Raw genomic sequence first — 13,071 nt, 5'->3', positions numbered from 1 at the left:
GGGAATTTGGTGGCCGGTTCATGGTCATACAGGCAGTTTGGCCTGTCATTGGCCTTTGAAGCAGGTTTGGAGTGATCTGGCAGAAGCCAGGAGGATGAGATGAGATTGATCGTTGCTGTCGTGATGGGCAGTGTGGTACTGGCGGGATGCGCGACTACCCAGCAGCAGAAGGAACCGCAGATCCAGCGTATTTCCGCTGAAGAACTGGAGAAGCTCCTGCCGCAGCCTGCGCCGTTCATTACCTATGACGAGCTGGTGCGTTTGTCCAAGGCCGGTACCAGCGCTGACGAGATCATTGCCAAGATCAAGGAAAGCAATTCGCGCTACGACCTGACCCCCTCCAAGGCGTTGGAGCTGAGCAAGCAGGGCGTGGATCCCAAGGTGCTCGATTATATCTACAGCAGCCGCGAGCAGGCATTGAGGGATGGGTTTGCTGAAGAGCTGAACAAGCGCGAGAAGGAAAAAGTGATAGAGCAGGAAAAGCTGCGCCGTGAATACCAGTGGCGCAATCGTGGGTTCTACGATCCCTTCTGGGGACCTGGTTACGGTCCATACTGGCGCGGCTACTATGGCCCGCGTTGGGGCTGGTGGTAAGTTGCATTTGTTACACAAAGAGGGCTGGATTTCCAGCCCTTTGCTTTTTGGTGGGCCAGGGTGTGACAAATCGTCGCGTGGCAATTTGTCACATTTTTAAACTTTCTCTAAGTCGCTATTATTAGGCCGCATTAGGAATATGGTTTTTAGCTGGGTGGTATTTCTAATAAAAAAATAGAAAAAACAATCTGGAGAAGGTATGAATAAATTATTTGTAGTGCTGTTGGTGGCACAAGGCATACTTGCGGCCACCGCTCATGCTGCAGATGCGAAAGCAGCACAATCATTGGTTCAGAAGAGCGGATGTCTCGCATGTCATGGCGTCGAGAAGAAAATTGTTGGGCCAGGGTATAAGGAAGTGGCAGAAAAATATAAAAACGACAAAGCGGCAGAAGCAAAATTGATTGCAAAAATCAAAACCGGTGGAGGCGGCACTTGGGGCCAGATGCCGATGCCTCCAAATGCTCATGTCAAAGAAGAAGACATTAAAACAATAGTTTCTTGGATACTCTCCTTGTAAAAATATCGTAAACCTAATTCGATCCTCCATCATAGTCTAAGTAACATTGACTGTGGTTTTGAAGCTGACTCCTTGCTGGTAGTCAGCTTTTTTTTAATCGAACAGAAATGCGACAAATTGTCGCGCGACAATTTGTCACATTCTCATTAATTCTTTCTTTCCTTATATTGCTCTACGGCGCTCATAGCCTATTTGCTCTTATTGAAAGGGAAAACCAATGAAAAAAATAGTATTGCTGGCAGGCTTGATTGCCAGCCAATCAGCTTTTGCCCATGTCAGTTATACGGGGCGGGATTTTGGCACGTTTGATGGGTTGAGTGGTGAGTCGGTCACGATTGCCAATCAAACAACACGTAGCTTCGGTTGGGCGGATGCAGCCGATGCGGACTGGGGAGATTCACACCAGGTCAAATGGTTTACATTTAGTTTGACCAGCGAAGCCCTCGTCACTATTTCCGCATCTGCGTTTGCCAATGCTACAGCAACATCCCTGGACGGCCTGCTGCCGGGCTTCAGTCTTTATGAAGGCAAGGCGCCTGGCGCAGCGCACGATGGAACTGCAGTGACGGTTGCCTATCGCGATGCATTGGGGTTTGAGACCGAAGGCGCGCTCAATACCTTCGGTGATTTCGAAATTGGCAACGATGCTGGTGAAATCAATAAGCTGACGTTCATTGGTTATGCGGTTGACGGTAATTCAGACAATTTCGGCAACTTGCCGGGCGTGGTCGGTGACGGTGTTGCCGATGGCATCGTCAGCTCTAGCTTCCTGCTTGGCTCCGGTACCTACACCTTGATCGTCGGCGGTGCCGATCATGCTTCGCAGAATGATCCGCTATCCCTAGCCTACAACTATGGCCTGTCAACCACATTGAGCGTGGCTGCGGTTCCAGAACCCAGCACCTACGCCATGCTGGCTTTGGGCTTGGGCGTGATGGGCTTTGCTGCCCGTCGTCGCTCAGCGCGTTAATTCCTCGTTCAATTCGGGAGGTCTGCGACCTTCCTCTTCTCGGTAGGAGAATGAAATGAAATTCAGCAAAAAACACATTGCATCCGCAGTATCCGCATTATTGATGGTAGCTAGCACAGGCCAGGCTTTGGCCGCTGTCAGTTCGTATAACATTGAAACCGTATGGTATGAGCCTGATACCCAGCCTCGAGACACTATTTTTCTAGGTACCTTTGATTACGACAGTAGTACCAAGACCGTATCGAACTTGAAAGGCATCTTGTCTGAGTCCATGACGGGCGATCCATTGGGTTACCCAAATGACAACATGACCTGGCTGACCTTGGATTACCAACTGCAATCCTGGTATGACGCTTCTCTGGGCGGTACCTTTGCCGCGGCATTCAAAAATGACAATACCAATACCTTCTGGACCGGGATGGGCGGCGATGGCTGGAGCCCGCAGGCGGGCGTGAATGCAGGCGGGGTTTACTATGGCTTCCCGAGCGCTGGCAACAATCCTGGCAATGCCTATGCCCTGGTCTTCATTCCAGATGACCCACTGCAGGCGCTGACACAAACGCAGATCAACCATCTGGCCTATGCCGACTGCGCAGCTGGCGGCATGATGGGTGCTGTCTGCATGACAGGTACTTCTGAATCAGCCTATGGCGCAATCGGCACCATGAGCGGCTATCCAATCTCCCAAACCATCACTGCTGCGGTACCTGAACCCAGCACCTATGCCATGCTGGGCCTGGGATTGGCTTTAATGGGGGCTGCAGCACGCCGTCGCCGCCAAGCTTAACCTCTTCATCATCTAACTTCTGAACGGCAGGTGCGGTGCGCCTGCCTTTTTGCGCTGGAAAGCTCCAAATGAACAAACCAATCTTGCTGAGCCTAGCTGTTTCGCTCATATTCAGCCCGGCCAGTGGCATGGCTGACACTATTGATAGCAAAGAAAATGGCACGCCAGTCAAGGAATTGCCGCTGCTCGAAGTGCAGGCCAGCCGCATAGAAGATCCTGCATTTGAAGGCCAGTCACTGTCATCAGCGTCATTGGCAAGGCGGCGTCTAAACACCAACGACACCGCCCGCTTGCTGGAAGATATACCTGGCGTCAGTACCTATGGTGCAGGCGGGATTTCCAGCCTGCCGACAATCCACGGCTTTGCCGATGACCGCATCCGCACCCAGGTGGACGGCATGGACCTCATGAGCGCTTGCCCCAACCACATGAACCCTGCATTGTCGTACATGGACCCTTCCAATGTGGAAACCGTGCAGGTATATGCAGGCATCACGCCCGTCAGCGTGGGCGGAGACAGTATCGGCGGGACGATCCAGGTCAGTTCGGCCAAGCCCAAATTTGCAAAGGATGGTGAGGATCTGTTGGTCACGGGCAAGCTCGGCACATTTTACCGCAGCAATGGCGCGGCGAGAGGCGGCAATGTCGCCCTTACCCTGGCAAGTCAAAATCTCAGCCTGACCTATACCGACTCTTATTCCCAAGCCAATAACTACAGGGCAGCAGGGGATTTTAAAAAGCCTGGGGGCTGGAATCAGCAGAACAATGCTTTCTTAAGGCCTTTTCTTGACTCCGTGACTGAACGTACCGTTGCAGGAACAGCTTACCGCGGCTCGCGCCATCGCGAGCTTAGCCTTGGCTGGAAAATCCAGGACAACCACTTGTTCGAACTAAAATTAGGCGAACAATCCCTCGATTGGGAGGGCTTCCCTAACCAGCGGATGGACATGGTTTCAAGCGAGCCGGATCCTGGCAACCCCGGGAATTTTTTACTAAACACCAAGAAACCTGCCAATGTAAACCGCACCGCCAACCTCCATTACACCGGGCAGTTCGGCTGGGGGGAGTTGGAAATGCGCTATTTTCACCAGAACCTCGAGCATTCAATGGATATGTTGCCCCATCGCTACATTGGCATGATGATGCCGATGCTTTCAGAAGCAACCACGGATGGCAGTATGGTAAAAGCCAATATTGCATTGGATGAGCAGCATTCTTTCAATATAGGCACTGATTTCCAATTCTATCGGCTGGATGACTGGTGGCCTGGCATTGGATTATCCGCGAACTCGATGTGCTGCAATGATTTCTGGAATATTCGTGACGGCAAGCGTGACCGCATCGGCGTGTTCAGTGAATGGGAAGCGAAATGGAGCAGTCAATGGACCACGCTGCTGGGTATTAGGACAGATCGTGTCAAGTCGAATACCGGGCCTGTGCAAGGCTACTCAAGCGGTTCATATCAAGCGGATGCCAACGCTTTTAATGCCTTGAACCGCAGCCGCGAGGATTATCATTACGACCTGACAGCATTATCCCGGTTTACACCCGACGACGGCCAAAGTTACGAATTCGGCTTTGCCCGCAAGACCCGCTCTCCCAATCTGTACGAGCGCTACCCATGGTCCAGGTTTGCCATGGCTGCTCTCATGAACAACTTTGTCGGTGATGGCAACGGTTATATCGGCAATCCGGATTTGAAGCCTGAAATCGCCTACACCATCAGCGCCAGCGGCGATTGGCATGATGCCAACAAGGAAAAGTGGCAGGTGAAAACGACAGGGTATCTCACCTATGTCGAGAATTACATCGATGCCGTGCGCTTGCCGGGCTATACCCGCAACGATCAATATATGCTGCTGCAATATGCCAATGCGGATGCCAGGCTCTATGGACTCGATGTTTCAGGAAGCTACCGCCTAGGCAGCATTGCCAATATCGGCAGTTTTGCCGTCAGCGGCATGTTCAGTTACGTTCGTGGCGAGAATCGCGCCACTGGCGACAACCTGTACCACATGATGCCGTTGAACGGCAAATTCGCGCTCGAGCACAAGCTGGGCTCCTGGACCAACACGCTGGAAATGCAGCGGGTCACCGAAAAAGACAGAATCTCCCAGGTGCGCAACGAAATCACAACCCCTGGATATACCTTGTTCAACCTGCGTAGCAGTCTTGAATGGCAAAGTACACGTCTGGATTTGTCGGTGGAAAACCTGTTCAACCGTTTCTACTATTTACCGCTCGGCGGCGCTTATCTGGCACAAGGGAATGCCATGACGACCAATGGCATCCCATGGGGCATGGGTGTGCCAGGGCGGGGAAGGTCAGTAAATATAGCGCTTTCTTACAGTTTTTAAACGTTATCCCATGCGACAATATGTCACTGTCGCATGGAAATGATTCAAGCGAATATGAGCATTTTTTTGCAAGGCTTTATCATGCTCTTCATATCTCGCTTCCCATGTTTTTTCTCCCTCTTTAGCGCCTGCCTATTGCTGGCTTTATCTACATCCTTACATGCAGAAATTCTCGGCACAAGTTTACGTATTTGGACAACGGAACCAGGACAGAAATCCACTTCGGCTTATATGATCTTGACCTCAAGCCGGGATACTGTGTTGACCAATGTAACTTCTCCAATCGCGAAACAGGCCGCATTTTTCCGGACGGTTCGTGTTGGCGACACACTGAAAATGAAGGTGATAGAGCGACTACCCTTGCCTGCAGGCAGTCCTGTGGATTTCACTACGGAAGGCTATCAACTGGTTCTGAGTGGACTTAACCATATGATTCGGCCAGGGGAAATTGTTCCTGTCACGCTGGAATTCGTTGAGAAAGACCAGAGCAGGCAAACCGTGACATTGTCACTCACTGGACATTTCTTCAATGAGTAACGCAGCATGCGACACTTTGTCACATATAACAATAATTCTCATTAACATAAAATAATACTGCTCATTTTTCGAGCTTATTTTCAATAAACACATTGTGTTGATGGGAGGTTGAATGAAAAGCAGTATTCGTCATCTCGTATTAGGAATGATCGGCAGTCTATGTATGGTAGCGGCTAGTAGCACTGTCATGGCTGCCAGTTGTAGCTACACGCCAGATGAAAAAGGGTTTAAGTTCTATTTCACTGCATTTGGTGCGCCAGACAAATCTTATGTTGTCAGCAAAAACACGTTCAAGAAATATCAGTTGGCATCCTCGACCGGGAAATTGGAAGGTGCCACCATCGATATAGACTCGACATCATTGGATACTTCCGCTGACTTGAATAATGGTAGCGGAGGACAATGGGATCCCTCTTTTGCCGCTGTCAGAAACAACAATGTAGTGACAGGGCTATTCAAGACTTTTGCAAATCCTGGCAAGATTTCCGCTAAGATCGACAAGATTGAGGGTGATACATTGCAATTGGCGGTCACCATGAATGAAGTCACCAAAGTCATTCCGATGAAAGTGACTGAAAAAGGCGGTAATTTTCATGCCAAAGGCACCTTGGACATCATCAAGGATTTCAATGGGAGCAAAGCCTTTGCCAAGCTGGAGCGTATTTGTACTCAAGCTTTCCACAGGGGTAAAACCTGGACTGATGTGGAGATTGAGTTTGAAGTTCCAGTGAAAAAGAGTTGTAAGTAAAATCCAAATTTCTCTCATATCCGGATTGATAAGCTACACATCGTTGATCCGGATATATATAGAATTTTGCAATGTTCTTGACGTTGAAAATTGCTTGCTTCGCTGAAGGAAAGCTGTTTCCTGTATGGATTGCATGAGCAAAATAGAACCAGTGTTTGCCGAAATGTTTTCCAAGCAGGAAAGCCCTGAATATTGTGACAGAACGTAGCACCACTATCAACGATGGGCTTGCATTACATGCATGGTCATCGTATGCCCCAAGGTAATTGTAGTATTAGTCCAAGCTGTTTCCGGCAAAGTATCTCTGATCTCTAGGATTGCAAGAATATTTTCTGGATATTAACGATCCATATCGCGCGTGGCAGCGCGCCAGCGCAATTTCTCCGAATAGCGGTGCCGGGCCTGCAGGCGGGTATCCTTGAGGATGATTTCCAGGGTCTCTCCCAGGATGCGGACGACGCCAAGGATGGGAATCACCAGCATCAAGCCCGCCACGCCTGCAATCGCCTCGCCGATTAGGAACATCATGATGGTGAGCAGCGGATGGATGCGCAGGCTGCGCCCGACGATGGCGGGCAGGAAGAAGAAATCGTCCAGCATACGGATCATGATGAACAATGCTGCCAGGCTGTAGATCACGCCGATGTTGCCCGGCATGTCGGTGGAGGCGACCAGCGCCACGATGGCAAATCCCAGCAAGGGTCCCAGGTAGGGTATCCAGCACAGGACGGCCACGATCATGCCCAGCATCAAGGGAGAGGATATGCCGAGCGCCCACAAGCCCAATGTCGTCAGGATGGTATCGATCACCGTCATCTTCATAAGGCCGACAAAATAGAGCCTGGCGGTCTGGTCTACCGCATGGATGAGGTAAAGGGTTTTCTCGAAAAAGGCGTTAGGTACGGCGGCGCCGAGCATTTTCCTGAAATTGGCGCCATCCTTGAGCATGAAGAAGGTAATGATCGGCGTGAGCAGCAAGGAGGGTAGCCAGGTGGCGAGCCCGCTCAGTATCTTGCCCAGGTATTTGTCGGAAAAGTGCTCGGAAACGTCTGTAATCTGCTTCGAGATGTTGTCGCCGAAATGCGCGGTCTGCAGAAAGCTGAACTTCTCCTGCACGCCTTGCAGTGCCTGTTCTGCCAAGGCCGCTCCCCCGGCCGAGTAATGCGCGAAGCCGGTCTGCCACGATGCCGCGTTGGCAACCACCATGGGATAGACCAACAACAGCCCGACCACGGTCACCACCAGGAACGCGCCGCTCAATGCCACCGCGGCAAGCCCGCGTCCCGTGCCTGCGGCTACCATCTTTTTCTCCAGCGGGGCGAGCAGGTAATAGAGGATCAGCGCCAGCAGGAAAGGCACCACTAGCCAAAGGATTTTCTTGAAGATCAGCAACAGCAAACAGGTGGTGGCAATGATCCCTGCCCAGGCCAGCGGACCGGGCCCATGCTGCTCGTCTGCCAATAAGGGCTGGTCTATGGTTTCGCGTTCAATTTCGGGAAATTGAACGCGCCTCAGGCTGCAATGCTCTGAAATAGTATCCGCGATCTGCGGATGCGTATGCAGCAGATGCAGGAAGTCGTCACGGAACAGTACCGCAAGCACGCAGTCTTCCAAGGCACGGATCTGGGTTTTGCGGCGCACGTTCTCCAGTAAGGCCCGCTCCCCGAAAAACTGCCCCGCCTCCAGGGTGCCGATGATCTGCCCGTCCAGCGATACGCGCACCTTGCCCGAGAGGATAAAGTAAATGGCCTGACCTTCCTCATGCGGGTCGAAGATGATTTCATCCCGCACATAGGTGCGCTGGTGCAGCAGGTTGTTCAGGGTGTCCAGCTCGTGGTTGCTGAGCCCGGCCAGCAAAGGCACTTCGCGTAATACAATCTGGTGGTGGGATACGGCGGGGTGGCGGAAACGGCTGAGTAACATGGGGAAGGCTCTGGGCTTGTATTGCCGACTATTCTATCCCGAGGCGGCCGGATCACAAGAGGGCAGGCGGCGAAGCAAGCAGGAGTTGCGCCGCCGCAAACAAGCAGTCAGGCCCGCGCCGGGACGGTAGCGAGCCTGACTGCAGGGAGATCAATTGCGTGGGCGCCGACGACGTGCAGCCAGGCCCAATACGCCTAATCCTGCCAGCAGCATCGCATAGGAGCTTGCTTCCGGCACGGCGGCAATATTGGCTACCACCTGGATGGATTGCAGGTTGAGCGACGCAGTGCCTATTACGCCTTGGTCTTCATATACATCTTCCCAATAGCCATCCTCTACCAATTGATCGGGCTCGCAGAATCCATATTCGTCACATGGCCCTGGTACGTAATAGCTGGTGTCAATCCACACCTGACCCATATAAACAGACGTCCAAGTATAATCCGCCCAAGCTTCGAAAGAACCAGCGATCGTGGGTGGAGCGTCACCGGGAATGATGCCTGTTGCGCTGAAACTGGAACCATACCCGTCATAACCGTAAAATGATGCTCCTGAACCGTTAACGCTCACACCGGCGGCACCCAGGCTACCGTTTGACGCGTCATAAGTGCCGGAATAGGTGATGGAGTAACTTTCGATGACCTGGCCGGGATGTACGGTAAAGGACAATGGAAGGGAAAAGGTGCCGGAAAAGCTTTCGTAACTAAAATAACGCCCGCCGTCCGCACTGACATACAGAGAGCCATTAAAGTTGATTGAAACTCCATTGGTAACACCGGATATTGAAGCAATACTGTTATCCAATGTTTGCCAGCCGTAATACGCATCATTGACTTCGAACAGGAACGTATCCGGATCGTAGGTGATATCGACGGCACTGGAATTGATGGTAGTGGGGGCAGCCAAAGCGGGAATAGCGGTTGCGAGCATGACGACGGCACTCAAGTAACGCATTTTCATTTTGATTCTCCCAGGGGTGATGGAGGCTATGATTATGGGCGTGGTAAAGGTATATTGATATACCTTGTGAATGGTCCGAATAGACTATTGGGCGGGCGTTTTCATTGCAGAAATTTGGGGCTGGACGGTTCTTTATTTTTCGGTGCCGCACTCGGCCGTTATACTTCGGACATCAGGCTAAGCCTCAGGAGTCATTGCATGCAGCAGCAACATCACCAGATCGTTCAACATACCAACGGGCGCCGCTTGTATGACATTACGCCTGCCGTGACGCGGTGGGTGGGCGCGGCAGGCATCCGCCAGGGCTTGTTGACGCTGTACATCCAGCATACTTCGGCCAGCATCCTCATCAACGAGAATTACGATTCCGACGTGCTGGTGGATATGGAAAGCTTCTTCGAGCGCCTGGTGCCTGACGGCGACCCGCTGTTCATCCATACCGCCGAGGGGCCGGATGACATGCCGGCGCATGTGCGATCCGCATTGACGCAGACCAGCATCTCCATCCCGGTCGTGGACGGCAAGGCGGCGCTGGGCACCTGGCAGGGGATATTCCTCTACGAGCACCGGCGCATGTCGCATACGCGCAAGGTGTTGCTGCACTTGATAGGCGAATAAGCAGCGGCAGGAAGTCTCGCTGTTCTGTGGGATGGTTTCGTTATACTGTTTTATAAGCTTTGTTTGAGCCGCGCCTGGCAGGCGCTTTTAGCTTTTACTTCACCACGCTCCAGCTCAGCGGGTCGAAAGGCTTGCTCTGGTGGCGTAGCTCAAAGTAAACGCCGTGCTGTTCATTGCCGCCGCTGTTGCCGACCGAGGCGATGGTATCCCCGCCCTTGACGTTGTCCCCGACCTGCTTCAACACTGCCTGGTTGTTGCCGTACAAGCTCATGTAGCCGTTGCCGTGGTCGACGATGATGAGGTTGCCAAAACCGCGCAACCAGTCGGCGAACACGACTTGGCCGCTGGCGACGGATTTGACCTCGCTGCCTTCGTTGGCCCGGATGAACAGGCCTTTCCAGGAAATGCCGGTGTCGGCGCGGCTGCTGCCGAAGCGGTTGGTGATCTCGCCGCGTACCGGCAGGTTGAGCTTGCCCTTGAGCGAGGCGAAGTTGGTGCCGTCAAATGCATTGCTGGGCAACGTGTCATTGCGGCCGACGATCTTGCCGCCCGGGGACTTGTTGGCGGCGCCTGCGGTTTGTTTTGATTTGTCGCGCACGGCCTCGCGTTGGGCTTTCTCGCGGGCAGCCTTTTCACGCGCGGCTTGTTCGCGCGCAGCCTTGGCGAGCTTTTCCATCAATTGCGTCAGGCGCTGCTCGTCGCGCTTGAGCTTGTCGATCTCGTTGCGTTGCGCGCTGATCTTGCTGGAAAGCTGCTTGACCAGTTTGTCGCGCTGGCTCTTTTGCTGCTGCAGTTCCGTGCGCTCTTTTTCCTGTTGTTCCTGGAGCGCGTCCAGTTGCGCCAGGGTCTTGCTGGTTTCCGCGTTGAGGGCCTCCACCTTGGCAATGTTGGCGGAGGCTGCGTCCATCAGTTCCTTGCGCGCCTGGGATACGTAGCCGAAGTAATGCAACTGGCGCGCTGCGGCGTTGGGGTCCTGCTGCTGCAATAGCACCTGGGCCTGGTTGGGTTTGCCGTGCAGGTATTGCTGGTAGAACTGCTGGTTCAGCAGCGCCTGCTGTTGCTTGAGTTCAGCCTCATGCGCAGCTTTCTGTTTTTGCAGGGATTGCAAGGCCTGGCTGCTTTCCTGCTGTTGCTGCTTGAGCTCGACCAGTTTGCGGTTGGCGTCGCTGATGGCCTTTTCGCTTTTCTTGAGCGCGTCGGCCGCCTCGGCATGCGCCTCCTTGGAGCTGTCCAGCTCTTTCTTCAGCGATTCCAGGCGCTGGTGGATTTCATCCAGCGCCGCCTTGGGCTTTTCCGGGTCGTTCTTGGCGGCCCATGCGGCTGGCGCGGCAGAAAGGCTGCTTGCAAGCAGCATGCTGAGCCAGCGCACGTGCATACGCTATTCCGCCTGGAAAACGACCAGGGATTTTCCGGTCATTTCAGGCGGCTGCTTGAGTCCCATCATGGCCAGCAGCGTCGGCGCCAGGTCGCACAGCGAGCCGGTGCCCGGGGCGGCCAGGGTGGCAGGCTTGCCGATGAAGAACAGCGGCACCTGGTTGGTGGTGTGCTGGGTATGGGGCTGGTTGTTCTCGTAGTCGCGCATCTGTTCGACATTGCCGTGGTCAGCCGTGATGATCATTTGCCCGCCTATGCTTTCCATCGCCTTGACGATGCGGGCAATGCAGGTGTCTATGGTTTCCACCGCCTTGATCGAGGCGGTGAGGTCGCCGGAGTGGCCCACCATGTCGCAATTGGCATAGTTGCAGATGATGGCGTCGTATTTCCTGCTCAGGATGGCGGCTTCTAGCTTGTCCGTGACTTCGTAAGCGCTCATCTCGGGCTGCAAGTCGTAGGTCGCCACCTTGGGGGAGGGGACCAGGATGCGGTCTTCGCCGTTGAACACTTGTTCCTCGCCGCCATTGAAGAAGAAAGTGACATGCGGGTATTTCTCGGTCTCGGCAATGCGCAATTGCGTCAAGCCGTGCTGGGCGACATATTCGCCGAAGGTATTGCGGATTTCCACCGGGGCGAAAATCGGCGTAGCCCGGGTTTCCGCCTTGTCGTAGAGGGTCAGGGTGTAAAAGCCTGCCAGCTTGGGCTGGCGGCGGCGGTTGAAGCCTTCGAAGTCGGGGTCGAGCAAGGCGTGCGTGAGCTGGCGCGCGCGGTCTGAGCGGAAGTTGACGAAGATCACCACGTCGCCGTCTTCCATGGTCACTGGCTGCTCCCCGGCCGCCGCAATCGCTGTGGCCTTGACGAACTCGTCCTTCTCGTCGCGCGCATAGGCGGCTTCCAGGCCTTGCAGGGCGGTGGCCGCGGCAAACTCGCCCTGGCCGTCGGTAATGAGGTTGTAGGCGGCCTCGACGCGGGGCCAGCGCTTGTCCCTGTCCATGGCGTAGAAGCGGCCGCAAATCGAGGCGATCTTGCCGCCGCCGATGCGGGCGCAGGCTTGCTCGAGCTTTTCCAGGTAAGGCCTGGCGCTGATCGGCGGCGTGTCGCGCCCGTCGAGGAAGGCATGCACATACACTTTTTCCACGCCGGCTTTCACCGCCATTTCAATCGTGGCGTGGATATGGTCCTGGTGGCTGTGCACGCCGCCGTCGGATACCAGGCCGAGGATATGTACCGCTTTGTGCGCGGCCTTGGCCTTGTCGACAGCCTCGACCAGGACGGGATTGCTGAAGAACTCCCTCGATGCGATGGAGCGGTTGATGCGCTCGAAATCCTGGAACACCACGCGCCCGGCGCCGATGTTCAGGTGGCCGACCTCGGAGTTGCCCATCTGGCCGCTGGGTAGTCCGACAAAAGTCTCGGAGGCGTTGATCAGGGTATGCGGGTACTGTGCCCAGAAGCGGTCGATGTTGGGCGTGTTGGCCAGGGCGATGGCGTTGTCGTGGCTATCTTCACGGTAGCCGAAGCCATCAAGGATAACGAGTAATGCAGGCGTTACAGTCATTGCGGTGAGGATTCCGGTGAACTCAAGAAATAGCCCTGTATTTTAGAGACTTTTTGTTGATCACGCATGTTTAATCGCCGATTTGATCCGCCAGGAATGGTTTTTGTTCAGTTTTTTGCAATATG

General features: G+C 53.9%; 12 protein-coding genes. 8 read left to right on the top strand and 4 right to left on the bottom strand.

All coding sequences use genetic code 11. The annotated features are described in order from the left end of the window. The first annotated feature begins 99 nt into the window (after positions 1–99). The 7 genes from ACJSDX_RS00540 to ACJSDX_RS00510 all read left to right on the top strand — a co-directional run bounded on the left by ACJSDX_RS00540 (position 100) and on the right by ACJSDX_RS00510 (position 6,513). Positions 100–594: a hypothetical protein gene (locus ACJSDX_RS00540; RefSeq protein WP_407993032.1), complete on the top strand. Its 495-nt coding sequence runs from the start codon at positions 100–102 to the stop codon at positions 592–594. Positions 595–793: 199 nt separating this feature from the next. Continuing rightward, complete coding sequence (locus ACJSDX_RS00535) at positions 794–1,114, top strand: c-type cytochrome (protein WP_407993031.1); 321 nt, start codon at positions 794–796, stop codon at positions 1,112–1,114. Between the two features lie 217 nt (positions 1,115–1,331). Continuing rightward, positions 1,332–2,084 (top strand): FxDxF family PEP-CTERM protein, encoded by a 753-nt coding sequence (locus ACJSDX_RS00530; protein ID WP_407993030.1) that lies wholly within the window; start codon positions 1,332–1,334, stop codon positions 2,082–2,084. Between the two features lie 55 nt (positions 2,085–2,139). After that, positions 2,140–2,871: a PEP-CTERM sorting domain-containing protein gene (locus ACJSDX_RS00525; RefSeq protein ID WP_407993029.1), complete on the top strand. Its 732-nt coding sequence runs from the start codon at positions 2,140–2,142 to the stop codon at positions 2,869–2,871. Positions 2,872–2,999: 128 nt separating this feature from the next. After that, complete coding sequence (locus ACJSDX_RS00520; protein WP_407993028.1) at positions 3,000–5,228, top strand: TonB-dependent receptor; 2,229 nt, start codon at positions 3,000–3,002, stop codon at positions 5,226–5,228. 33 nt (positions 5,229–5,261) lie between these two features. After that, positions 5,262–5,765, top strand: coding sequence for a copper chaperone PCu(A)C (locus ACJSDX_RS00515; RefSeq protein WP_407993027.1), 504 nt, complete (start codon positions 5,262–5,264; stop codon positions 5,763–5,765). 112 nt (positions 5,766–5,877) lie between these two features. Then, the gene (locus ACJSDX_RS00510) at positions 5,878–6,513 is read left to right on the top strand and encodes a hypothetical protein (protein WP_407993026.1); all 636 of its coding nucleotides are present in this window, start codon (positions 5,878–5,880) and stop codon (positions 6,511–6,513) included. A gap of 339 nt (positions 6,514–6,852) precedes the next feature. Here the strand turns inward: ACJSDX_RS00510 and ACJSDX_RS00505 are convergent, their stop codons facing one another. Both ACJSDX_RS00505 and ACJSDX_RS00500 read right to left on the bottom strand, forming a co-directional pair. Continuing rightward, positions 6,853–8,436 (bottom strand): AI-2E family transporter, encoded by a 1,584-nt coding sequence (locus tag ACJSDX_RS00505; protein WP_407993025.1) that lies wholly within the window; start codon positions 8,434–8,436, stop codon positions 6,853–6,855. A 150-nt stretch (positions 8,437–8,586) separates the two neighbouring features. Beyond that, positions 8,587–9,396, bottom strand: a complete 810-nt coding sequence (locus tag ACJSDX_RS00500) for a PEP-CTERM sorting domain-containing protein (protein WP_407993024.1) — start codon at positions 9,394–9,396, stop codon at positions 8,587–8,589. Positions 9,397–9,594: 198 nt separating this feature from the next. On the opposite strand from ACJSDX_RS00500, the gene ACJSDX_RS00495 reads away from it, so the two are divergent. After that, on the top strand, positions 9,595–10,014 hold the full coding sequence (locus ACJSDX_RS00495) for a secondary thiamine-phosphate synthase enzyme YjbQ (protein ID WP_309566312.1): 420 nt from the start codon (positions 9,595–9,597) through the stop codon (positions 10,012–10,014). Positions 10,015–10,108: 94 nt separating this feature from the next. Here the strand turns inward: ACJSDX_RS00495 and ACJSDX_RS00490 are convergent, their stop codons facing one another. Both ACJSDX_RS00490 and gpmI read right to left on the bottom strand, forming a co-directional pair. Then, positions 10,109–11,389 (bottom strand): murein hydrolase activator EnvC family protein, encoded by a 1,281-nt coding sequence (locus tag ACJSDX_RS00490; RefSeq protein ID WP_407993023.1) that lies wholly within the window; start codon positions 11,387–11,389, stop codon positions 10,109–10,111. A 3-nt stretch (positions 11,390–11,392) separates the two neighbouring features. Beyond that, positions 11,393–12,946 (bottom strand): 2,3-bisphosphoglycerate-independent phosphoglycerate mutase, encoded by a 1,554-nt coding sequence (gene gpmI / locus ACJSDX_RS00485; RefSeq protein ID WP_407993022.1) that lies wholly within the window; start codon positions 12,944–12,946, stop codon positions 11,393–11,395. Positions 12,947–13,071 lie beyond the last annotated feature (125 nt).

Source organism: Methylobacillus draconifructus, assembly GCF_045984355.1.
GTDB classification, from domain to species: Bacteria; Pseudomonadota; Gammaproteobacteria; order Burkholderiales; family Methylophilaceae; genus Methylobacillus; species Methylobacillus flagellatus_A.
Note: the sequence above shows the minus strand (reverse complement) of the source record. Positions and strands in the feature narration are given on the sequence as shown.